A 22,781-nucleotide genomic window follows, 5' to 3' on the forward strand; every position below is an offset into this window, starting at 1 on the left:
CTGCGATCAACCCGGGGCGGACCCGGCCAGGATGCCCTCGCAACTGCGGGCCGCCGCCCGCGCCGCCGTGCGCAGCTCGCGCGGCGAGAACGGATGCTCCGCCGCCGCCTGCCAGCGGGCCAGCGCCGCGGTGGCCGCGGCGCCGATCCGCTCCGGCGGGGCGTCCGCGGGCAGGCCGAGCCGCTGGTACGGCGCACCGCCCGCCCCGCCCAGCAGCAGGTCCATTTCGGCCAGCTGCTCCGCGGAACCCGGCAGCCGCCCCGAGCGCAGCAGGTGCAGCAGGCGCAACTCGACGAACTCGTGAGCGCTGGCCCGGATCCGTTCCGCGTCGGCGGCCAGGCCGTCGGCGGACCGGCCGGCGAGGCACTCGTCGAGCACCGCCAGCGCGGAACGGGCCTTGAGCACCTCGCTGCGGCCCACGAACTGGGCCGCGAACACCTCCCGCAGCCGGTCGATGCCGCTGTGCTCGGTCAGGGCGCGGGCCAGGTCGGCGGCGTCACCGACGGCGCCCTCGCGGACCAGCCGCACCGACAGCCGCACACCGAACAGGCCCAGCCGGGCCAGCACGGCCGCGCGGGCGGACCCCGAGCCGGCGAACCGGTCCGCGGTCAGCAGCAGGTCCACGACCTCGTCCATCGGCTGTTCGGCGACCGCCGCGAGGATCCGGAACTCCTCCTCCCGCAGGGTGGCGCCGGCCGCGCCGAGCAGCCCCGCCACCGGCACCACGACCGGGCACAGCCGGCGCAGCCGTTCGTCGTGGGCGTACCGGTCGGCGACCCGGGCGGCGGCGGCCATCGCGTCGAGGCGGCAGCCGCCGATCTCGTCGGCGCGCGAGAGCACCCCGACCGCGTTGACCGGGGTGCCGCTGGACAGCCCGTCGCCGTGGAACGATTCGAGGAACCGTACGTCGCTGCCGTGCATGTGGCGCAGCAGGTAGATCACCGCGTCAGTCTGGGCGGCGCGCTCACCCTCGGCTTCCAGGAACGCCATGGTGCGCAGCGACACGTCCGTGGACAGTGACGCGATGCCGGGGGTGTCGATGAGGGTGTGCCGGCGCAGGCGGGCGCTGGGCACCCGTACCTTGAGGTGGTCGACCTGGTCGGCGGGGCGGCCCAGGTCGATGCGGATGGCGCCGCTGACCCGGCGGAACGGGCGCTGCTCCGCGGTGCCGTCGGTGAGGTGCGCGGTCACCTCGTAGGTGTGCCCGTCGGCGTACCAGGTGACGATGCGGGTGCACTCGCCGGCGTCCGTCGGGGCCAGCTCCTCCCCCACGAGCGCGTTGAGCAGGGTCGACTTGCCGGCCTTGACCTTGCCGGCGATGGCGACGCGCAGCGGCTCGTCGACGCGGCGGCGGGCGTCGGCGAGGCGGGCCCGGGCCGCGGGGTCGGGCAGCTCCGCCTGCGCCCGGTCGAGCAGGGTGCGTACCTGATCCAGCAGGGTCATGAGCGGTCCAGCCGGTCGAGGCGGCGGCGCTGCTCGGCGAGGGCGTCGGCGCGGCGGGCCCGCTCGTCGTCGGGCAGGGCGGCGGTGCGGCGCACCGCCGCCGCGGTCGCCGCGGCGGAGCGCTCGATCACCTGGGCGCGGGCGGCGAACTCGTCGCGCAGGAAACGTTGGGTACGCCGGACCGCCTCGCGCGAGTCGCGTCCCACGTGGAACGTCACGTCGTCGACGTAGCGGCGCAGCTCCGCCTTAGCCTGCAGGCGCCGCTGCTGGGCCTGCCGTTCCCGCTCCGCCTTCATCAGCCGGCGCCCCAGCGTCATCCCGGCCAGCAGCCCCAGCGGCGCGGCCAGCGCCACGTTGAACAGCGCGCCGAGCGCGCCGAGCATGTAGAAGCCGCCGTACGTGACCCGCGCCGCGGTGAACGCGCCGAGGAACTGCGCCATGCCGGACTTCTCGAAGCTGACGTCCAGCTCGCCGACCTTGCGCAGCGCCAGTTCGGGCGCGGGCAGGTCGACGTCGAGGCTGTCGTATTCGATGTCGAAGCGTTCGGCGACGTCGCGGGCCAACTGCTCGGTGCGGCCCACCAGCAGCATGAGGTTGTCCACCGCGGCGGCCGTGGCCTCGCGCGCCGCCCACGCCTGGAAGTCGCGCCAGGTGTCGCGGGGGTCGGTCTCGTCGAGCAGTTCCTCGCCGCGGCGCACCATCAGCCGCAGCCGCTCGCGCAGGTCGTGGTCGACGTCGGCGGCCAGGTCCTGGATGCCGTCGCTGAGCACGGTCTGCCAGGTGCCGCCGGACAGCCGGGCGCTGCGCCGGCTGCGCTCGGCGTAGCGCCGCTCCAGCTGGGGCGCGGTGGCCGGCGCGGCGGCGGCCGCCTGTTCCGCGTGCACCCGTTCGCGCAGTTGCGCCACCACGAACGACAGCTCGGTCCGGGCGGTGGCCAGCGCGTTCGCGCGGGCGGCGCCGAGCACGTCGCGGCGCAGGATCTCCACCAGGGGCGGGAAACCGGACTCGGTGTTGAGGGCGGTGCTGTCGCGGGCCTGGGCCCGCATGCGCAGGAAGGACGACACGGCCACGATGGGTACGTCCAGTCCGGCGCGCGACAGATGCCCCTCGTTGATCTCGACGATGCGGCGCCACTCGGCGTACAGGTCGGTCTTGGTGACGACACAGAAGACCTGGGGGCAGCGCTCCTTGACGCGGCGCAGGAAGTCGACCTCGGGGGCGGTGAGTTCCTGCGCGGCGTCCGTGACGAACAGGGCCGCGGCGGCCAGCGGCAGCGTGGACAGGGTGAGGTTGCCCTGCGCCGAGTCGAGGCCGCCCACGCCCGGGGTGTCGATGAACGAGAGACCCGCGCCGAGCAGCCGCCGGTCCAGGCGGACCTCGACGCTGCGCGGCGCCTCGGCGTCCGGCCCGGCGGCCGCGCCCTCGGTGACGTAGCGGCGCAGCTGGTCGAAGGGCACCGGCACCTCGGTGTGGGCGCCGTTCGGGCCGGGCACCCGCAGCAGCACGGCGGGTGGGCGGCCGTAGCGCAGCACGGTCGGCACGGCGGTAACGACGTCCGAGTCGACGGGGCAGATGTCGGTGCGCAGCAGCGCGTTCACCAGGGTGCTCTTGCCCTGCTTGAACTCGCCCACCACGGCGACGGTCACGTCGTCGGCGCGCAGCCGCCGCGCGGCCTGGGCGAGGCGTTCGGCGAGGTCGGGCCGGTCCGCCTCGGCGGCCAGCCGCTGGGCGTCGGAGAACTCGGCGAGCAGGTCGGCGACCGCCGTGCCGCGCCGCTCTGCCGTCGGCGTCACCGTGGCCAACCGATCCCCCACAATCCCCTCGACGCGGCCCTGCTCAGACCCTACGCGCCGGGGACGACGGCGGACCAGCGAGTGACCGATGGCCGATCACGGCGCGTCCGGGCGGCGCCGCGGCATCACGGGTGGCGGCCGCGGCACCGCCGGACGGTACGGTCACCCCGGCCGAGCGGTCGGGTCATGGTCGCCGCGTTCGGGGCGGCCGTAGATTTGGCCGATGACCACCACGACGCCGCCGGTGCCCGCCGTGACCGGGACCCACGAGGTGCTGAACCAGCCGCCGCCGCTGGTGGGTCACGACGTCGCCGCCGACCCCGCGCTGCTGGCCGCCGTCACCCGGGAGGGGGCCGGGTGGGCGGTCGACGACCTGCACCGGCTGGGCCGGCTGGCGGGCGGCGCCGAGGCGCAGCGGTGGGGCGACGAGGCCAACCGGTACGAGCCGCGGCTGCTCACCCACGACCGGTACGGCCACCGCGTCGACGAGGTCGACTTCCACCCGTCGTGGCACCGGCTGATGGACGTCGCGGTCGCCGAGGGCCTGGCCGGCGCGCCCTGGGCGGACCAGCGCCCGGGTGCCCACGTGGCCCGCGCCGCCGGCATGTACGTGTGGAGCCAGGCCGAGGCGGGCCACTCCTGCCCGATCTCGATGACCTACGCGGTGGTGCCCGCCCTGCGCAACGCGCCCGAGCTGGCCGCCGCGTACGAGCCGCTGCTGACCAGCCGCGTCTACGACGCGGGGCTGCGGGCGCCGCTGGGCAAGCGCGGCCTGCTGGCGGGCATGGGCATGACGGAGAAGCAGGGCGGTTCCGACGTACGCGCCAACACCACCACCGCCACGGCGGCCGGGGACGGCAGCTACCGGCTGCGCGGGCACAAGTGGTTCACCAGCGCGCCCATGTGCGACGTGTTCCTCGTGCTGGCGCAGGCGCCGGGCGGGCTGTCCTGTTTCCTGGTGCCGCGGGTGCTGCCGGACGGGACCCGCAACACGTTCCGCATCCAGCGGCTCAAGGACAAGCTCGGCAACCGCAGCAACGCCAGCAGCGAGCCGGAGTTCGACGACACGGTGGCGTGGCTGGTCGGCGAGGAGGGCCACGGGGTCCGCACGATCATCGAGATGGTCTCGATGACCCGCCTGGACTGCGTGACCGGCTCGGCGTCGGGCATGCGGGCCGCGCTCGTGCAGGCGGTGCACCACGCCCGGCACCGCAGCGCGTTCGGCGGGCCGCTGGCGGAGAAGCCGCTGATGCGTAACGTCCTGGCCGACCTGGCGGTCGAGTCGCAGGCCGCGACCGTGCTGGCGGTACGGCTGGCCGGTGCCGTGGACCGCGCCGGCCGCGGTGACGCCGGGGAGCAGGCGTTCCGCCGGCTGGCCATCGCGGTCGGCAAGTACTGGGTGTGCAAGCGCCAGCCGGCGGTCGTCGGCGAGGCCCTCGAATGCCTGGGCGGCAACGGGTACGTGGAGGATTCCGGGCTGCCCCGGCTCTACCGTGACGCCCCGCTGAACTCGATCTGGGAGGGCTCCGGCAACGTGCAGGCCCTCGACGTGCTGCGGGCGCTGCGGCGCGAACCGGACAGTCTGGGCGCGTTCTTCGCGGAGGTGGACGCGGCGGGCGGCGCCGACCGGCGGCTCGACGAGGCGGCCGCCGGGCTGCGCGACATGCTCACCGAGCGGGCGGATCCGGAGGGCCAGGCCCGGCGGGTGGTGGAACGCATGGCGCTGGTGTTGCAGGGGTCACTGCTGGTGCGGCACGCCCCGGCCCCGGTGGCCGACGCGTTCTGCCGGAGCCGGCTGGCCGGGGACGCGGGGCTGGCCTTCGGCACCCTGCCGCGAGGCATCGACACGGCTGCGCTGGTGGAGCAGGCCGTCCCCGTGTAGCCGGGAGCACGACACACGCGCTCAAGGGAACCTCAACTGAGCAGGCGCCGGGCCGATGGCACGATGTGCGGTTCGGCGGCCTGTGGCGTTGGTGGCTGGCGGTGGGCGTGCTGTCCATCGGCGGCTACTTCCTGCTGCCCGACCACAGCCTGCCGCGCAGCATCGCGTACAATCTCACCGGTTTCATCTCCAGCGTCCTGATCCTGCTGGCCGTGCGGCTGCACAAGCCGCAGCGGCGCAACATCTGGATCTGGTTCGCCGTCGGACAGCTCATCTGGGTCGTCGGGGACGTGGTCTTCGACTACTACCGGCTGGCGCTGGACGAGGAGCCGTACCCGTCGCTGGCGGACGTGTTCTACCTGTTCGCGTACCCGATGATGATCTTCGGGTTGATCCTGCTGGTCCGCGGTGGCCAGCGGCTGGCCCGCCGCGACGTCGCCGGGTTGATCGACGCCGGGATCGTCGGCACCGGTCTGGGCCTGGTGTTCTGGGTCTTCGTCATGGAGCCGATCGCGGCCGGCACCTCCGCGTCGTTGCTGGAGCAGGCGGTCAGCGACGCCTACCCGGCCATGGACGCGGTGATGCTGGCGCTGCTGGCCCGCCTGTTCCTCGGCAGTGCGAAACCCACCATGAGCTCCCGGCTGCTCGGCGGCGCCGCGCTGGCGCTGCTGGCCGCCGACGTCGCGTTCTCGGTGATCAGCCTGCACACCGACTACGACGTCGGGTTCATCGACGCGGGCTGGCTGCTGTCCTACGTGCTGTGGGCGGCCGCCGCGCTGCACCCGTCGATGCGCACCACCGGGGAGGCGCCGGTCACCGGCACCATCCACGTGGGGCGGCGCCGGCTCTGGCTGCTCGGCGCCTGCTCCCTCATCGCGCCCGCCATGCTGCTGGTGCCCGACGTCGCCGCGAACGGCCGGGACCGGATCGCCATCGCCTTCTCCGCCGGGATCCTGTTCCTGCTCGTCGTGCTGCGCATGTCCGGTTTCGTGGCCGAGGTGCAGCGCCAGTCCGGCCAGCTGCAGGAGCTGGCGATGCGCGACGACCTCACCGGGCTGGCGAACCGGCGCCGGTTCGAGGAGGCGCTGCGCGCCGAGTTCGCCACGGGCTTGCCGCAGGTGGCCCTGTTCGACCTCAACGGCTTCAAGGACGTCAACGACCGGTTCGGTCACGCCGTCGGCGACGAGCTGCTGACGATCGTGGCCAGCCGGATCACCAGCGTGCTGCGCCCCGACGCGATGGTGGCCCGGATGGGCGGCGACGAGTTCGCCGTGCTCATCCCGAACGCCTCCGACCGCGCGGGCGACGCCGTGGTACGCCGGCTCGCCGCCACGTTCCACGCCCCGGTGCACGCCGGGCAGCAGGACCTGCTGGTCGGCGCCAGCATCGGGATCGCCGGTGCGGAGGGCGCGGACGGCCCGATGGAGGTGCTGCGCCGCGCCGACGTCGCCATGTACGAGGCGAAGGGCACCGGCAAGCCGTTCCACCGCTTCACCACGGAGCTGGACCAGCATTCCACCGAGCAGGCGCGGCTGGGCGCCGAGCTGCGGGCCGCCCTGGACGCGGACCAGTTCCAGCTCGTGTACCAGCCGATCGTGTCCCTGCCGACGGGATCGCTGGCGTCGGTCGAGGCGCTGGTGCGCTGGGTGCACCCCGAGCGGGGCTGGGTCTCGCCCGCCGAGTTCGTCCCGGTGGCCGAGCAGAACGGGCTGATCGTGGAGCTGGGCGCGTGGATCCTGCGTACCGCCTGCACCCAGGCCGCGGACTGGCGGGCCCGGCTGGGGACGCGCGCCCCCGCGCGGGTGAACGTCAACGTGTCGGCGCGCCAGCTGGCCGAGCCGGGCTTCGCCGACGTGGTGTCGGCCGCGCTGGCCGACAGCGGGCTGCCGCCGTCCTGCCTGGTGGTCGAGGTGACCGAGACGGCCGTGTTCGAGGGCGGCCGGGCCCTGGAGACGCTGCACGAGCTGCACGCGCTGGGTGTGCTGGTCGCGCTGGACGACTTCGGCACCGGGCACTCGTCGCTCGGCCTGCTGCAGACCGTCCCCGTGGACGTGCTGAAGGTCGACAAGTCGTTCGTCGACAACATCACCATGGCGGGCCGCCACGCGGTCATCGCGACCGCCCTGATCAACGTGAGCACCGGCCTGGGGCTGACCGCCGTGGCCGAGGGTGTGGAGACCGCCGAGCAGGCCGCCGAGCTGCACCGGCTCGGCTACCGGCTGGCCCAGGGGTACCACTTCGGCAAGCCGGTCGCCGAGCCCGACTTCGGCACCGCCGAGGTCACCGCGGTGGTCTGAGTCGCCGCCGCCTCAGGGTCGGCGGATGACCCCGGGGGCGCCGCCGGGCCGTGGCCCGGCCCGGCGGCGCAGGGTGGATCAGTGACCGGACAGCAGGGCGTGCGCCCGCTGGATCGCCGCCCAGGACTTCGGCTGGTGCGGCGCGGCCGCGCGCAGCGAGGCCGCCGAGGCCGCCGGGGCGGTCGCCACGTCCGGCTTCGCCGGGGTGAACAGCCACGTCTGGAACAGCGCGTCGAGCTCCTTGCCGGAGATCCGCTCGGCGAGCGCCACGAACTCGTCCGTGGTGCCGTTGCCGTACCGGTGGGTGGTGGTCCAGGTGCGCACGATGTCGAAGAACGCGGTGTCGCCGACGGCCAGCCGCAGCTGGTGCAGGGTCATGGCGCCCCGGTCGTACACGGCGCCGTCGAAGACGTCCGCGGCGCCCGGGTCGCCCGGCTTGACCGACCAGAACGGGCTGTCCGCCGGGTAGTGGGCGTACGTGTAGTCGAAGATCTCCTGCGCGGTGCCCTCGCCCTGGGCCTGCGACCAGAGCCACTCGGCGTAGCTGGCGAAGCCCTCGTTGAGCCAGATGTGCTTCCACTGGGCCACCGAGACGGAGTCACCGAACCACTGGTGGGCGAGCTCGTGCACGACCACGTACGTGTTCGAGCCGCCGCGGAAGAACCGGGCCGAATACACCGGCCGGGTCTGGTTCTCCAGGGCGAAGCTGATCGCCCCGGGCGGCGCGACGACCCCGCCCTGCGCCTCGAAGGGGTACGGCCCGAACAGGCCGCTCTCCCAGTCGATCACCTCGGCGGTGCGTTCGACGCTGGCCCGGGCGGCGTCGGCGTAGTCCGGCGCCAGCAGCTGGGAGTACGCGGTGAGCACCGGCTGGCCGTTCGGGGCGGTGTCGGTGCGCAGGTCGTACTGGCCGATGGCGAGGAAGGCCAGGTAGGTGGCCATCGGCTTGACCGAGCGCCAGCTCCACCGGGTCCAGCCGAGGATCTCGGGTGACGGCGGCCGCGACTGCACGCCGTTGCTGATCGCCTCGACCCCGTCCGGGACGCTGACGGAGACGTCGAAGGTGGCCTTGTCCGCCGGGTGGTCGTTGGCGGGGAACCACCACCAGGACATCTCGGGCTCGCCGACGGCCAGGGCGCCGTCGGGGGTCTTCGTCCACGCGGTGGACCCGGCGGCCCGCTTGCTGGAGGGCACCCCCGAGTACTGCACCACGACGGTCATCGGCTGCCCGGCGGCGAGTCCGCGCGGCGGGGTGACGACGAGCTCGTGGTCGCCGGTGCGGGCGGCGGTCGCGACCCGGTTGTTCACCCGCACGCTCGTGACGTCCAGGATGAAGTCCAGGTTGAAGCTGCTCAGGTCCTGGGTGGCGGTGGCCAGGATGGTGGTGGTGCCGGTCAGCGTGTCGGTGTCGGGGTAGTAGCGCAGCCGGATGTCGTAGTGCGAGACGTCGTACCCGGAGTTGCCGTAGTCCGGGAAGTACTCGTCTCCCAGGCCGGGCGCGCCCGGTGCGGGGGCGGCCAGGGCGGGCAGGGTGGTCCCCGCGAGGGTGGCGGCTGTGGCGATCAGGGCCACGAGCGCTCGTCGCACGGTGCCAGGTCCTTCCGTCGGCGGACCGGATCGCGGTCCGACAGGTCAGAGGGTCATCCCGAACCTATCGGAGTTCATCGATGCGTGGTGGGTCAGTCGTCGGTCACCGAGATCACCGCGGCGGGGCAGCGCAGCACCGCCTGCCGGACCGCCTCGTGCTGCTCCGCCGGCGGCGCGGGGTCGCGCAGCACCACGACCGCCTCGTCCGGATCCTGGTCGAAGACGGCCGGAGCGGTCAGCGCGCACATCCCCGACCCGATGCACAGACTGGTGTCCACGGCGACCTTCATCGGACCCTCCACAAGGTACGGACAGAAGGTGACCGGACCAACACTGCCCGTCGGTTCGACATCGGTCAATGCCGCAGGGGGACGCCACCCGGGATGATCACTGCCACATCATCCCGCCGGAAAAATCCGACTGTCCCCACGCCGGGGGACGGAAACCCTACATATCTGCCCGCCGACTCCTCGCTGCTCCTAGCCTGTGTGTCGAACCGCCAGCCCACCGGTGGTGTACACACTGGGGACGACCACGAGCGCCGGAGTTAGACATGACGGTCACCCGCCACCCGACCCGCACCTCCTCCCTGCCCCAGGCCACGCTGGCCCGTGCGGTCCTGTGGGCCGCGCTCGCGGTCAACGTGCTGATCGTGTGGGTGATGTTCTTCGCCGCCCCGCCGTCGAAGAACGGCGTGCTGGCCGCGGGCAAGTTCATCGGCCTGCACGCCGCCCTGCTGATCTTCCTGCAGCTGATCCTCGTGGCCCGGGTGCCGTGGCTGGACCGGCGCATCGGCATGGACCGGCTCACCTCGTGGCACCGCTGGGTCGGCTTCACGCTGTTCTGGGCGCTGGTCACCCACGCGATGCTGATCGTGGCGGGCTTCTCCGTCCTCGACAAGGTCTCGCCGTTCAAGACCTACGCCGCCCTGGCCGGGGTGCCCGCGTCGCTGATCGGCATGCTCGCGCTGTTCCTCATGATGGTCGCGGTCGCCGCGTCGATCCGGGCCGCCCGGCGCCGCGTGCAGTACGAGACCTGGCACGCCATCCACCTCGTGCTGTACTTCGCGCTCGCGCTCGCCCTGGTGCACCAGTTCCTGGAGGGCACGACGTTTCGCACCTCGGCGCTCACGACGGCGTACTGGTGGACGCTGTGGGTGTTCGCGGTCGGCGCCTTCCTCACCGGCCGGGTGATCATGCCGCTGTGGCGCAACAGCCGCCACCAGCTGCGCGTCGCCGCGGTCGTGCCCGAGTCGGACAACACCGTCTCGGTGCACGTGACCGGCCGCCGCCTCGACGAGATGCCCGCCCTGGCGGGACAGTTCATGATCTGGCGGTTCCCCGGGTTCCGCTCGTGGTGGCAGGTGAACCCGTTCTCCCTGTCCGCCGCGCCCGACGGCCGCTCGCTGCGGCTCACCGCCAAGGCCGTCGGCACCGGCAGCGCCGGGCTGCGCGACCTCCCGGTCGGCACCCGGGTCTTCGCCGAGGGCCCGTACGGCGCGTTCACCGCGCTGCAGCGCACCCGCGAGACCACGCTGCTCATCGCAGGCGGGATCGGCGTCACCCCGATCCGGGCACTGCTCGACGACCCGACCCTGACCGGCGACATCGTCGTGCTGTACCGGGTGCACACCGAGGCCGACGCGGTGCTGCTGGCCGAGATGCGGGCGATCGCCGCCACCCGGGGCGCGCGGCTGCACCTGCTCACCGGCCGCACCGGGCCGGGCAACCAGCCGCTGAGCCCGGACGGGCTGCGCGCCCTGGTCCCCGACATCACCGAACGCGACGTGTACGTGTGCGGCCCCAACGCCATGACGAATGCGGTGCTGGCCAGCCTGCGCACCCTCGGCGTGCCCAGACGTCAGGTGCACGCCGAACGGTTCGCGCTGGCCAGCTGAGTCCTGGCCAGCTGAGTCCTGGCCAGCTGAATCTGGCCGGCTGAATCTGGCCGGCTGAGTCGTTTCGCCGGCCGCCGGGAGGCGGGCGGCCGGCGAAACTTTTCCGCCTGCGAAGACCTAGGGAAACTTGCGCGGCGCGATGGTTTCGCCAGCGGGTTCGGCATGTTGGGATGGGACGGTCGTCACACCCCCGGACACCGCGAGGAGACCGCCGCGATGCTCAACCTCTCCGTCCTGCTGGAGGACAGCGCCCGCCACTACCCCGACCGGGCCGCGGTCGTGCTGGGACCGCAGCGCCTGACGTACGCGCAGGTCGACGCGGCAGCGAACCAGGTGGCGAACCTGCTGGTGTCGCGCGGCATCCGCCCCGGCGACAAGGTCGCGCTGTCCTGCCCGAACCTGCCGTACTTCCCGGTGATCTACTACGGGATCCTCAAGGCGGGCGCCGTGGTGGTTCCGCTGAACGTGCTGCTCAAGGGCCGGGAGGTCGCGTACCACCTGACCGACAGCGAGGCCAAGGCGTACTTCTGCTTCGAGGGCACGGCCGAGCTGGCCATGGGCGCCGAGGGCCACGCCGGGTTCGACCAGGTGCCGGGCTGCGAGCACTTCTTCCTCGTCACCGCCGACCCGGCCGCCGCGTCACCGATCGAGGGCGCCGAGACGTTCGGGGCCGCGGTCGCCGGGCAGTCGCCGGCCTTCGAGTCCGTGCTGGCCGCCGAGACCGACCCGGCCGTCATCCTCTACACCAGCGGCACCACGGGGCAGGCCAAGGGCGCCGAGCTGTCCCACTCGAACCTGCTGGTGAACGCGCTGACCTGCAACCGGCTGTTCCAGAGCACGCCGGGCACCGACACCCACCTGCTGGTGCTGCCGCTGTTCCACTCGTTCGGCTCGACCGTCCAGATGAACGGCGGCTTCGCGGTCGCGGCCACCCTGGTGCTGCTGCCGCGCTTCGAGCCCGCCGCCGCCGTGAAGATCTTCGAGCAGGAGGAGATCACCTACTTCGCGGGCGTGCCCACGATGTACTGGGGGCTGCTCAACGCGCTCACCGACGACGTGGACGTCGAGCGGATCGCCCGCAACCTGCGGGTCGCCGTCTCCGGCGGCGCGAGCCTGCCGGTCGAGATCATCAAGCAGGTCAAGGAGCGGCTCGGCGTGCAGATCCTGGAGGGCTACGGCCTGTCCGAGACCTCGCCGGTGGCCACGTTCTCCGACCCCGACCGCGAGCCGCGCCCCGGGTCGATCGGCATCCCGATCTGGGGCGTCGAACTCAAGCTCATCGACGAGAACTGGAAGACCGTCGAGGGCGCCGACGAGGTCGGCGAGATCGCCATCCGGGGCCACAACATCATGCGCGGCTACTACAACCGGCCCGAGGCCACCGCCGAGGTGATGAACAACGGCTGGTTCCGTACGGGTGACCTGGCCCGCCGGGACTCCGACGGCTTCTACTACATCGTCGACCGCGCCAAGGACATGATCATCCGTGGTGGCTTCAACGTGTACCCGCGCGAGATCGAGGAGGTCCTCATGACCCATGAGGGCGTCTCGCTGGCCGCGGTCATCGGCGTGCCGCACCCCCAGCACGGCGAGGAGGTCAAGGCGTACGTCATCCGCACCCCGAACGCCACGGTCACCGAGGAGGAACTGGTCGGCTGGGCCAGGGAACAGATGGCGGCGTACAAGTACCCGCGCATCGTCACCTTCGTGGACACACTGCCCATGACGGCCACGGGCAAGCTGCTCAAGCGCCAACTGAGCTGACTCATCCGTACGGACGACGCGCCCGGGGGGACCATCCCGCCGGGCGCGCGTCGGTGTCCGTAGACTCGGCGCCCACCCGGGATTCGGCCGGTCTCCGCGAAGATCATCTGTTGCGGCGGTGCCGCACAGTGTGAGGGTGACGGGTCGTTCCCCAATGGCATCGACGGAGGAAGCTTGCCCACCGCCCAGCTCGACCGGCCGAGGGCCACGCCGGACGTCACGCCGCCGGTCGGCAGCCGTGTCGCCCGGGTCCTGCGCCGGGTCGGCGCCCTGCGCCACACCTCCCCCGGCCGCCTGCAGCTGATCCTCGCCGCGCTGCTCACCCTGGGCCTGCTCACCGGGCTGGTCAGCGGGCTCGCCGCGCGCGCCGCGCAGACCGGCACCGCCGACCTCGGCGGCCGCGCCCAGCCGCTGCTCATCGAGGCCGAGACCATCTACTCGAAGCTGGCCGACGCGGACACCACGGCCGCGCAGGCGTTCCTCGCGGGCGGGCTGGAGCCGACCACGCTGACCGCCCGCTACGACGACGACCTGCGCCTGGCCACGGCCGCGCTGGCCTCGGCGGCCCGGCGGGTCCCGGCGGGCAGCGCCAGCGCCGACGCGGTGCACGAGCTGGCCACCGGCGTCGCCCGGTACGCCGCCCTGGTCGCCACGGCCCGCGCCAACAACCGGCAGGGGCTGCCGGTCGGCGCGGCGTACCTGTCGGCCGCCTCCACCCTCAACCGCGACACCCTGCTGCCCCAGGCGCAGACGCTGTTCCGCACCGCCCAGGACGAGGTCGACGCCGGGTACGGCGACGCCCGCAGCTCCGTCTGGGTGACGCTGCTGGTGCTGCTGATGGCGACGCTGCTGGTCACACTGCTGCTGGCCCAGCGGTACCTGAGCCGCACCACGCACCGCACCTTCAACCTGCCGCTGGTCGCCGCGACCGTGGTCGCCGCCGTGCTGGCGCTCGGCGCGGGCGGGCTGCTCGCCCACCAGCGGGCACACCTGCACAATGCGGACACCGACGGGTCGGCCCCGGTCGCCCGGCTCGCCGAGGCACGCATCCTGGCCCTGCGCCAGCGCGGCGACGAGGCGCTGACCCTGGTGGCCCGCAGCGGCAAGGGCGCGTACGAGGACGACTTCGGCGCGGCCGACCGGCAGGTACACGAGCTGCTCGACCAGCTCGCCGTCGAGCTGGACGGCCCGGCCGCCTCGGCGGTGGGCGACGCCACCCGGCTGCTGACCGCCTACGGCGCGGCGCACCGCAAGGTGCGTGCGCTGGACGACGACGGCGACTACGACGACGCCGTCGACCTGGCCATCGGGGACGACACCTCCAGCACGTTCGGCGCGGCGACCGGTGCCATCGGCGCCGCGATGGACGACCGCAAGGCCGCGTTCACCGCCGAGATCGGTACGGCCGGACGCGGCCTGGGGGTGCTGGCCGTGCTCGGGCCGCTGCTCGCCCTGCTGGTCTGCGCCCTGGCCGTCGTCGGCGTACGCCCCCGATTGGAGGAGTACCGGTGACCCGTCCGACCCGCGCCCGCGCCGCGCTCGCCGTGGCCGTCCTGTGCACCGCGGCGGCCCTCGCGGGATGCACCCCGGACGCCCGCCCCCGCGCGGCGGCCCAGGCGGCGGCCACCACCGCGCCGGCCGCCCACGCCCCCGTGGACACCTCCTGCCAGCCCCGGCGCAGCCTGCGACCCACCGGCGCCCTGCCGCAGCCGGGCAAGATGCCGGCCGGCAGCTACATGGCGCAGATCCAGAAGAGGGGCCGGCTGGTACTCGGCACCAGCCAGGACACGCTGCTGTTCAGCTCACGCAACCCGTTCACCGGCGCGGTCGAGGGCTTCGACGTGGACATGGGCCGCCAGATCGCCGAGGCGATCTTCGGAGACCCCGGCAAGCTGAAGATCAAGGTCATCCCCAACGACAAGCGGGTGGACGACGCCGCCGACGGCACCGTCGACCTGGTGGCGTACACGATGACGATCAACTGCGCGCGGTGGAAGCGGGTGAACTTCTCCACGGTCTACTACGACGCTGGGCAGAAGGTCCTGGTCTCCACGACGTCGCCGGCCAAGGGCATCGCCGACCTCCGCGATCAACGGGTCTGCGCCCCCAACGGCTCGACGTCGCTGGAGAACATCGCCAAGCACCCCGCCAAGCCGATCCCGGTGGGCCGGGCCAGCTTCGGCGACTGCCTGGTCGCGTTCCAGCAGAACGAGGTCGACGCGATCAGTACGGACGACACGATCCTCGCCGGGCTGGCCGCCCAGGACCCGTACGCACAGGTGGTCGGCGAGAAGTTCACCGAGGAGCCGTACGGGCTGGCGATGTCGCCCGAGCACCCGGAGTTCACCCGCTTCGTCAACGCCGTGCTGGAACGCAACCGCGCCAACGGCACCTGGAAGCGCACGTACGACCGGTGGCTCGGCCGGTTCGGCGCGGCGCCGCAGCCGCCCGCCCCCGAGTACCGGGACTGAACCGGCGATGACCGCACCCCCCGCCGAGCTGCTGGCCCGCGCCGACGCCGAGTTGCGGCGCCTGGAGGCCGCCGCCACCACCGTCGCCGCGAACCTGGTGGACCTCGACGACAACTCCGCCCGCAAGGAGCTGGACGGCGCCCGGCTCACCGGCGCCACCGCCGCCGCGTGGGCCGACGCCACCACCGCGCTGGCCCAGCTGTGGGACGGCTACGGCCTGCTCACCGCGCTGACCACCGGCGCCCGCGCGGCCCGCGACCAGCGCCGGTTCAGCGACGCGGAGAAGGCCGCGTACGTGGAGCAGGTGCTGGGCCGCTCGATCACCCTGTCGGTCGCCACGGTGCCGCTGGCCCAGCGCGGCCTGCTCGGCGCCGGGCAGGTCAGCACGACCTGCACCCCGGCGGAGCTGCTGGCCGCGATGGAGGCGGCGTTCGCGACCGTGGTGGACGTCGCCACCCGGGCCGGACAGGTGTGGCAGCGGCTGCTGCCCCGCGCCGCCGAACTCGCCGCCGCGCTGGCCGGCGTCCGGGCGCTGGCCGACCCCGACGCCACCCTGGACGAGGCCGACCGGCGGCTCGGCGAGGTCACCGCCGCCCTGGCCACGGATCCGCTGGGCTGCGACGAGAACGGCCTCACGGCGGTCCAGGCGCTGATCGACCGGGCCGACGCCGAGCGCACCTCGGCGGCGGAGCTGCGCGAGGCCCTGAGCCGGCGGCTGGCCGACGCGCGCACCCTCGCCGGGGAGCTGGCCGAGGCCGAGCGGGCCGCGCGGGCCGCCGCCGACGCGGTGTCCGGCCGGTTCGCCGACGCCGACATCGCCGCGGTCACCGGCGGGGATTCCGACCTGGTAGCCGGCCTGGCGGCGATCGACGCGCTGGCCACGGCCGGGCACTGGTCGCTGCTGAGCCCGCGGTTGGCCGACTGGAACCGCCGCGCCCGGCAGCGCCTGGCGGCGCTGCGCGACGCGGCCGACCACAACCGGGGCCTGCTGGCCACCCGCAACGAGCTGCGCGGACGGCTCGACGCGTACCAGGCCAAGGCGGCGCGGCGCGGCCTCGCCGAGGACCCCACGCTGACCCCGCTGACCGAGACCGCCCGGGCGGCACTGTGGACCGCGCCGTGCGACCTGTCCGCCGCGCGCACGGCGGTCGCCGCGTACCAGGACGCGGTCACCGCGCTCACCGCCACGCACACCAGGGATGGCAAGCTATGACGTGCCCACGCGACTGTCCGGGGACGATCCAGGACGGCTACTGCGACACCTGCGGCATGGCGCCGCCGGCCGCCGCGAAGGCGACGGGCTCCAGCGGGCTACCGGCCCAGCGCACCGCCACCGCGCCGTCGGTGCGCACGGGCGCGCTGTCCACCCGTACCGGTGGGTCGGGGCGCAGCGGCAGCGCCAGCGGCAGCCGGCGGCGCCGCTTCGGTGGTGGCCTGGTCGACGTGGCGCCGCTGCCGCAGCGGGACCCGTCGACCGCGGTGATGGCGGTCGCGCAGGTGCCCGAGGACAAGCGGTACTGCGCCAAGTGCGGCCAGCCGGTCGGTCGGGCCCGCGGCGAGCGCCCCGGGCGCACGGCCGGGTTCTGCCCGTCCTGCGGCGAGCCGTTCGACTTCACCCCCAAGCTGTCCAAGGGCGACCTGGTCGGCGGCCAGTACGAGGTCGTGGGCCCGCTCGCGCACGGCGGCCTGGGCTGGATCTACCTGGCCGTGGACAAGAACGTCTCCGACCGGTGGGTGGTGCTCAAGGGCCTGCTCAACTCCGGCGACGAGGACGCGCTGGCCGCGGCGGTGGCCGAGCGGCGCTTCCTCGCCGAGGTGGAACACCCGAACATCGTCAAGATCTACAACTTCGTCGAGCACGACGGCGCGGGCTACATCGTCATGGAGTACGTCGGCGGCGACTCCCTCAAGTCCATGCTCAAGGCCCGGATGGCGGCCAACGCGGGCAACCCCGACCCGCTGCCGGTCGACCAGGCCCTCGCGTACGTGCTGGAGATCATGCCCGCGTTCGGCTACCTGCACGACCGTGGCCTGGTCTTCTGCGACTTCAAGCCCGACAACGTCATCCAGACCGGCGACCAGGTCAAGCTCATCGACCTCGGCGGTGTCGTGCGCGTCGACGACCTCGACTCCGCGATCTACGGCACGGTCGGCTACCAGGCGCCCGAGATGGCCACCGCCGGTCCCTCGATCCAGTCGGACCTGTACACGATCGGGCGTACCCTCGCGGTGCTCACCACGGACTTCCGCGGCTACCAGAGCACGTACGCGGACAGCCTGCCGGAGCGCGACGCGTTCGCGGTGTACCGGCGCAACGAGTCGTACTACCGGCTGCTGCAACGGGCCACCCGCACCGATCCGGCGGAGCGGTTCGTCGACGCGGCCGAGATGAGTGAGCAGCTGCTCGGCGTGCTGCGCGAGGTCCTCGCCGCCGACGGCCAACCCCACCCCGCGCCGTCGCGGCTGTTCACCGGCGAACTGCGCACCGACACGCGCGACGACGAACCGAACTGGCGGTTCCTGCCCGCCCCGCTGATCGACCTCACCGACCCGGCCGCCGCCTTCCTCGCCTCGGTCACCGTGACCGACCCGCAGGAGGTCCTCACGCTGCTCGGCAAGGCACCCGAGAACACCATCGAGGTGCAACTGCGGGCGCTGCGGGCGCTCATCGACCTCGGCGCGGCCGGTTCCGGCCCCGACGCGTTCGCCGACGCGCGGACGATGCGCGACACGATCGCGGCGGGCGCGGCCGCGGACTGGCGGCTCGCCTGGTACGACGGGGTGCTGGCGCTGGCCAGCGGCGACGCCGCCCAGGCGGTAGTCCAGTTCGACGCGGTCTACTCGGCACTTCCGGGGGAACTGGCGCCCAAGCTGGCCCTGGGGCTGGCGTACGAGCTGGCCGGGCAGCCGGGTGACGCCGCCGCCCGCTACGACGTGGTCAGCCGCACCGATCCGGCGTACACGACGGCGGCGGCGGGGCTCGCCCGGTGCCGGCTGGCGGCGGGCGACCGGGGCGGGGCCGTGGAGGCGTACAACCGGGTGCCGGGCACCTCGTCGGCGTACCGCAGCTCCCAGGTCGGCGCGGTACGCGCGCTGGTGCGCCCGCACGCCTCCGCCGCCACTGACGTGGCCGCGCTGGCCGCCGCGGCGGCGCTGATCGACCGGCTGGAGGTGGAGGCGGCACAGCTCGCCGCGCTGCGCGCCGAGTTGCTGGAGCAGGCGCTCGACGCGCTGGCCGGTGGCGCCGCCGTTCCGGCCGCGGTGCTGGGTGGCGCCGGTGCGGCGGCGCGCTCCGGTGGCGCCAACGGCTCCGCCGAGGAGCGCGACGTGCGGTTCGCGCTGGAGGCCGCGTACCGGGAGCTGGCGCGCGCGGCGCACGGCGCGGAGAAGATCCGCCTGGTGGACCTGGCCAACGCGGCGCGCCCGCGGACCCGTACATGAAGTCCGAGGAGGCCCCCGGGGTGACGATCACCGAGTGCGCGTCCTGTGTGGATGAGCGCGGCGCGGGCGCCGCGTTCTGCGAGGCGTGCGGCCGCCCGCTGACCGCGGCCCGGCCGGACCGGGCCGACCGGCCGCTCGACGAGGTCGACCAGGTTGACCAGCACGACGAGCCTCGTCGAGGCGAGGGCGGGCGCGGCGAGGGCGGGCGCGGGGAGGGCGGACGCGACGGGGGCGGGCGCCGCGAGGGCGGCGCGGCTGACGACCGGGCGTGCCCGGCGTGCGGCACGCCCGCCGCGATCGGTGTGGACGGATACTGCGGGCACTGCGGGATGCTGGCCGGGCGGCCCCGCGACCACCTCGAATCCGTGGCGGGCGCCGCCGCCGCGGTCACCGACCGGGGACGCCGCCACCACCGCAACGAGGACGCGGTGTTCCTGGGCGGCCCGGCGGGCGGCATCGACGTCGTGATCTGCGACGGGGTGTCCGCCTCGTTCGACCCGGACGTGGCGTCCGAACTGGCCGCCGAGACCGCCGGCCAGCTACTGACCGGGTCCACGCAACCGTTGCCCGCCCGGGTCGCGGCGGCGCTCACCGCGGCCGCCACGGCGGTCGCCGCGCTGGCCCGTACCGGGGATCCACGGCGCGCCGCGTCGAACCCGGCCTGCACGGTCGTGGCGGCGTGCGTGCGCGGCGCCGAGGTCGGCTACGGCTGGGTCGGCGACAGCCGCGCGTACTGGCTGCCCGCGTCCGGTGACATCGTGGCGCTGACCGAGGACGACTCGTGGGCCGCCCACGCCATCGCGCTCGGCGCCGACCCGCAGGCCGCGTGGCGCGACCCCAAGGCGCACGCCATCACCGCGTGGCTGGGCGCGGACGCCGGGCCGGTCACCCCGCGCACCGACGGGTTCACCGCGCCCGGCCCCGGCCACCTGGTGCTCTGCAGCGACGGGCTGTGGAACTACCTGGCCGAGCCCACGACGTTCGGCGACACCGTGCGCGCCCACCTGGCCGCCGCGGCCGGCGCCCCGCACCCGCTGCTGGCCGCGGCGCGTTCGCTGACCGCGTTCGCCAACGAGGCGGGCGGCGCGGACAACATCACGGTCGCCCTGATCCCCGTCGAACTCACCCCCGCGTCCTGAAGGAGAGGCCCGTGCCGTACACCGCCGAGGCGTTCCAGAACGAGTTCCTCTCGCTGGGCGCCACCGAGGTCAACGCGATCGTGACGGTCGCGTCGACCGGCAGCGAGGGTGGCCGGCGCACCGCCGGTGCCACCGAGATCATCATCGTGGACGCGTCCGGCTCGATGCAGGCCGAGGGCCGGATGGCGGCCGCCCGGCAGGCCGCCAAGGCGGCGATCGAATGCATCGACGACGGTGTCCACTTCGCCATCATCGCGGGGGTGAGCACCGCACAGCAGCTGTTCCCCGCGCCCGGCCAGCTCGCGGTCGCGTCGCCGCAGAGCCGGGCCGACGCGGTCCGCTCGATCGACCGCCTGCAGGCCAACGGCGGTACGGCCATGGGCGCCTGGCTCACCCTGGCGGCGCAGCTGTTCGCCCAGCGCCCCGGCGACATCGCGCACGCGATCCTGCTCACCGACGGCGAGAACGGCGAGTACCAGGGCTACCTGGAGCAGGTGCTGCAGCAGATCGCGGGCAAGTTCCAGTGCGACTGCCGGGGCGTCGGCACCAACTGGCAGGTCTCCGAGCTGCGCAAGATCGCCACGGCGTTGCTGGGTACGGTCGACATCGTCGCCCGCCCCGCCGACCTGACCGCCGCGTTCGAGCAGATGATGACCGCCGCGATGGGCAAGACCAGCGCGGACGTGCAGCTCAAGGTGTGGACCCCGGTCAACTCGACGGTCCGCTTCGTCAAACAGGTCGAGCCGGAGGTCGTCGACCTGACCGGCAAGCGGACCGAGGACGGTCCCCGCGCCGGGCGCTACCCCCTCGGGTCGTGGGGCGCCGAGAGCCGCGACTACCACATCTGCGTGGACGTGACGGCGGGTGCGGCCGGCGACGAGATGCTGGCCGCCCGGGTGTCCGTGGTCGAGGGCGACGATGTGCTCACCCAGTGCCTCGTGCGCGCGGTGTGGACCGAGGACACGGCGCTGTCCACCCGGATCAACCGGCAGGTGGCGCACTACACCGGGCAGGCGGAGCTGGCCGACGCGATCCAGGCCGGGCTGGAGGCGCGCAAGGCCGGCGATGACCGTACGGCCACCCTGAAGTTCGGTCGGGCCGCGCAGCTCGCCCACGCCAGCGGCAACAAGGCCACCGAGGAGCTGCTGGCCACGGTGGTCGACATCGAGGACCCGGCGACCGGTACGGTGCGGCTGCGCCGCAAGGTGGAGGCGGCGGACGAGATGGCGCTGGACACCCGCTCCACCAAGACGGTCCGGGTGGGACGCGCGCAATGACGACGTACCTGTGCCCGAAGGGCCACGCGTCCAGCACGGACGACTTCTGCGACACGTGTGGCGCCCGGATCGGCGGCACCGTACCGGTCAGCGCCCCCGCCTCCGCGCCCCCGGCCGCCGCTCCCCCGTCCCCGGCGCGCGGCACGCCGTGCCCGAACTGCGGCACGCCGCGCACCGCGATGTGGCGTTTCTGCGAGGACTGCGGGTTCGACCACACGACCGGCAAGGTGCCCGCCCTGGACACCCCACCGGCGGCGGCGCGCCCGGCGGGACCGTGGACCGCGACGGTGACCGCGGACCGGACCTACTTCGACGCCAACGCGATCGAGGGGGTGGAGTTCCCGGCGCACTGCCCCGAGCGGCGCTACGTGCTGCCGACCCCGCAGGCCCGGATCGGCCGCCGGAGCACGTCGAAGGGCACCGACCCGGAGATCGACCTGTCGGCGGCGCCGCTGGACCCGGGCGTCTCGCACAGCCACGCGCTGCTGACGGTCAACGTGGACGGCGGCTGGCTGGTGTCGGACCTGGGCTCCACCAACGGCACGTACGTCAACGACGAGGCGACGCCGCTGAGCGCCGGGCAGAGCCGTACGCTCGGTGACGGCGACCGGGTGCACGTCGGCGCGTGGACGACCATCACGTTGCACGCGCCCGCGAACTAGTCAGACGCTGATCCACTCCGTGGCGACCTGACGCCCCGCCACGGAGCACTCGATGCGGATCGGGCCGGGCGAGGTGGCCGGGAAGGTGAAGCAGCCCACCTCGTCCGCGGTGGTCTCGGCCGCCAGGCCGGCGACGGTGAACAGCCGTACCGTGGCCGGTTCCGGCGGGATGAGCTGGCCCTCGATGCCCGCGCCGGACAGCTCGATCTCGACCCGCAGCTCGTCGCGCCCGAACACGAGGTTGCGGGCGGCGCTGGGCTGCGGACCGCGCACGCCGACGGTCTGGTCCACGTAGGAGTCGTAGAGCAGGGCGGCCAGCTCCCGGTCCGGGTCGGCGGTCTGCCAGGCCCGTACGGCGCGGGCCGCCTCGATGACCTGGGCCTCGATCGGATCGGGATGCAGGGCGTCGCGGACGTCGAGGAACAACTCCTCGTCATCACTCCAGTTGCGCCAAGGCATCACGGACACCTCCCGATGTGTGCGGATTCGTCTTCCCCGAGGTACGCCCGGACGGCGTCCGTGTCGCGCAGTTTGCCCAGCACGCGGCTGCGGGTCGGGCCGATGCTGCCGATCGGCAGCCCGAGCACCCGGCTGATCTCCTGGTACGAGTACGGCGGGTCGGCGGTCAGCATCAGCAACAGCTCCCGCTGCTGGGGGGCTAGTTCCCCGAGGCCGTCCAGCAAAACCTGGCGGCGTTCGGCGGCGATCAGCAGCTCGTCGATCTCGGGTGAGTCGGCGCGGTCCAGCGCGGGCATGGTCTGCGGGTCCATGGCCACGTTGCGGCCGTTGGTACGCAGGTACCGTTCGCATTCGTGCCGGGTGGTGGTGGTCAGCCAGCCCGGCAGGGCGGACGGCTCACGCAACTGGCCGAGGTGTTCCACCAGGCGCAGCCAGACCAGCTGGCTGACGTCCTGGGTGTCGGCCGGCGAGAGCCGGTAGTGCCGGATCACGTACGCCACCAGGCCGGCGAACCGGCGCACGATCTCGTTCCACGCGTCCTCGTCGCGCTCGACGCTGGCCTTGACGAGCGCCGGTAGCTCCCACTCCAGCATGTCTGCCATGTTGTCCCCGCTTCGTCACGTCGCCGGAGGGCGGTGCCCGGGCCGGCCAGTGTCACGTCGCGGCCCG

General features: G+C 73.7%; 17 protein-coding genes. 11 read left to right on the plus strand and 6 right to left on the minus strand.

Going from position 1 to position 22,781, the window contains the following annotated elements:
* Positions 1-6: 6 nt before the first annotated feature.
* On the minus strand, positions 7-1,443 hold the full coding sequence (locus EV385_RS01045) for a dynamin family protein (protein WP_130507730.1): 1,437 nt from the start codon (positions 1,441-1,443) through the stop codon (positions 7-9).
* Positions 1,440-3,236: a dynamin family protein gene (locus EV385_RS01050; protein WP_130507731.1), complete on the minus strand. Its 1,797-nt coding sequence runs from the start codon at positions 3,234-3,236 to the stop codon at positions 1,440-1,442. The genes EV385_RS01045 and EV385_RS01050 overlap by 4 nt, the downstream gene beginning before the upstream one ends.
* A 223-nt stretch (positions 3,237-3,459) precedes the next feature.
* Between EV385_RS01050 and EV385_RS01055 the strand changes: the two genes are divergently transcribed.
* Both EV385_RS01055 and EV385_RS01060 read left to right on the plus strand, forming a co-directional pair.
* Positions 3,460-5,118, plus strand: a complete 1,659-nt coding sequence (locus EV385_RS01055) for an acyl-CoA dehydrogenase family protein (RefSeq protein ID WP_130507732.1) — start codon at positions 3,460-3,462, stop codon at positions 5,116-5,118.
* Positions 5,119-5,219: 101 nt separating this feature from the next.
* Positions 5,220-7,415: a putative bifunctional diguanylate cyclase/phosphodiesterase gene (locus EV385_RS01060; RefSeq protein WP_242624629.1), complete on the plus strand. Its 2,196-nt coding sequence runs from the start codon at positions 5,220-5,222 to the stop codon at positions 7,413-7,415.
* 78 nt (positions 7,416-7,493) lie between these two features.
* Here EV385_RS01060 and EV385_RS01065 read toward each other — a convergent pair whose 3' ends face one another.
* The gene (locus EV385_RS01065) at positions 7,494-9,002 is read right to left on the minus strand and encodes a M1 family metallopeptidase (RefSeq protein ID WP_130507734.1); all 1,509 of its coding nucleotides are present in this window, start codon (positions 9,000-9,002) and stop codon (positions 7,494-7,496) included.
* Positions 9,003-9,094: 92 nt separating this feature from the next.
* Positions 9,095-9,292, minus strand: coding sequence for a ferredoxin (locus EV385_RS01070; RefSeq protein WP_130507735.1), 198 nt, complete (start codon positions 9,290-9,292; stop codon positions 9,095-9,097).
* A 263-nt stretch (positions 9,293-9,555) separates the two neighbouring features.
* Here EV385_RS01070 and EV385_RS01075 point away from each other — a divergent pair, with 263 nt between their 5' ends.
* From EV385_RS01075 to EV385_RS01115, 9 genes are all read left to right on the plus strand, one after another.
* On the plus strand, positions 9,556-10,899 hold the full coding sequence (locus tag EV385_RS01075; protein WP_130507736.1) for a ferredoxin reductase family protein: 1,344 nt from the start codon (positions 9,556-9,558) through the stop codon (positions 10,897-10,899).
* Between the two features lie 162 nt (positions 10,900-11,061).
* Complete coding sequence (locus EV385_RS01080) at positions 11,062-12,663, plus strand: long-chain-fatty-acid--CoA ligase (protein WP_242624630.1); 1,602 nt, start codon at positions 11,062-11,064, stop codon at positions 12,661-12,663.
* Between the two features lie 174 nt (positions 12,664-12,837).
* Positions 12,838-14,175, plus strand: a complete 1,338-nt coding sequence (locus EV385_RS01085) for a hypothetical protein (protein ID WP_242624631.1) — start codon at positions 12,838-12,840, stop codon at positions 14,173-14,175.
* On the plus strand, positions 14,172-15,134 hold the full coding sequence (locus EV385_RS01090) for a glutamate ABC transporter substrate-binding protein (RefSeq protein ID WP_130507737.1): 963 nt from the start codon (positions 14,172-14,174) through the stop codon (positions 15,132-15,134). The genes EV385_RS01085 and EV385_RS01090 overlap by 4 nt, the downstream gene beginning before the upstream one ends.
* Before the next feature lie 7 nt (positions 15,135-15,141).
* The gene (locus EV385_RS01095) at positions 15,142-16,347 is read left to right on the plus strand and encodes a hypothetical protein (protein WP_130507738.1); all 1,206 of its coding nucleotides are present in this window, start codon (positions 15,142-15,144) and stop codon (positions 16,345-16,347) included.
* Positions 16,344-18,575, plus strand: coding sequence for a serine/threonine-protein kinase (locus EV385_RS01100; protein ID WP_242624632.1), 2,232 nt, complete (start codon positions 16,344-16,346; stop codon positions 18,573-18,575). The genes EV385_RS01095 and EV385_RS01100 overlap by 4 nt, the downstream gene beginning before the upstream one ends.
* Positions 18,572-19,714: a PP2C family protein-serine/threonine phosphatase gene (locus EV385_RS01105; RefSeq protein WP_130507739.1), complete on the plus strand. Its 1,143-nt coding sequence runs from the start codon at positions 18,572-18,574 to the stop codon at positions 19,712-19,714. The genes EV385_RS01100 and EV385_RS01105 overlap by 4 nt, the downstream gene beginning before the upstream one ends.
* Positions 19,715-19,725: 11 nt before the next feature.
* A complete protein-coding gene (locus tag EV385_RS01110) occupies positions 19,726-20,991 on the plus strand; it encodes a vWA domain-containing protein (protein ID WP_130507740.1) in 1,266 nt (421 codons plus the stop codon).
* The gene (locus tag EV385_RS01115) at positions 20,988-21,653 is read left to right on the plus strand and encodes an FHA domain-containing protein (RefSeq protein ID WP_130507741.1); all 666 of its coding nucleotides are present in this window, start codon (positions 20,988-20,990) and stop codon (positions 21,651-21,653) included. Before EV385_RS01110 ends, EV385_RS01115 begins: the two co-directional genes overlap by 4 nt.
* Here the strand turns inward: EV385_RS01115 and EV385_RS01120 are convergent, their stop codons facing one another.
* Positions 21,654-22,112: a carboxypeptidase-like regulatory domain-containing protein gene (locus EV385_RS01120; RefSeq protein ID WP_130507742.1), complete on the minus strand. Its 459-nt coding sequence runs from the start codon at positions 22,110-22,112 to the stop codon at positions 21,654-21,656.
* On the minus strand, positions 22,112-22,705 hold the full coding sequence (locus EV385_RS01125) for an RNA polymerase sigma factor (protein ID WP_130507743.1): 594 nt from the start codon (positions 22,703-22,705) through the stop codon (positions 22,112-22,114). Before EV385_RS01125 ends, EV385_RS01120 begins: the two co-directional genes overlap by 1 nt.
* Positions 22,706-22,781: the final 76 nt, after the last annotated feature.

This window comes from Krasilnikovia cinnamomea (genome assembly GCF_004217545.1).
Taxonomy (GTDB): domain Bacteria; phylum Actinomycetota; class Actinomycetes; order Mycobacteriales; family Micromonosporaceae; genus Actinoplanes; species Actinoplanes cinnamomeus.

Coding starts and splice junctions, on each gene's coding strand:
- EV385_RS01120 (WP_130507742.1), bottom strand. CDS start 22,112: ATGCCTTGGCGCAACTGGAGTGATGACGAGGAGTTGTTCCTCGACGTC.
- EV385_RS01055 (WP_130507732.1), top strand. CDS start 3,460: ATGACCACCACGACGCCGCCGGTGCCCGCCGTGACCGGGACCCACGAG.
- EV385_RS01125 (WP_130507743.1), bottom strand. CDS start 22,705: ATGCTGGAGTGGGAGCTACCGGCGCTCGTCAAGGCCAGCGTCGAGCGC.
- EV385_RS01070 (WP_130507735.1), bottom strand. CDS start 9,292: ATGAAGGTCGCCGTGGACACCAGTCTGTGCATCGGGTCGGGGATGTGC.
- EV385_RS01045 (WP_130507730.1), bottom strand. CDS start 1,443: ATGACCCTGCTGGATCAGGTACGCACCCTGCTCGACCGGGCGCAGGCG.
- EV385_RS01115 (WP_130507741.1), top strand. CDS start 20,988: ATGACGACGTACCTGTGCCCGAAGGGCCACGCGTCCAGCACGGACGAC.
- EV385_RS01075 (WP_130507736.1), top strand. CDS start 9,556: ATGACGGTCACCCGCCACCCGACCCGCACCTCCTCCCTGCCCCAGGCC.
- EV385_RS01100 (WP_242624632.1), top strand. CDS start 16,344: ATGACGTGCCCACGCGACTGTCCGGGGACGATCCAGGACGGCTACTGC.
- EV385_RS01105 (WP_130507739.1), top strand. CDS start 18,572: ATGAAGTCCGAGGAGGCCCCCGGGGTGACGATCACCGAGTGCGCGTCC.
- EV385_RS01095 (WP_130507738.1), top strand. CDS start 15,142: ATGACCGCACCCCCCGCCGAGCTGCTGGCCCGCGCCGACGCCGAGTTG.
- EV385_RS01080 (WP_242624630.1), top strand. CDS start 11,062: ATGTTGGGATGGGACGGTCGTCACACCCCCGGACACCGCGAGGAGACC.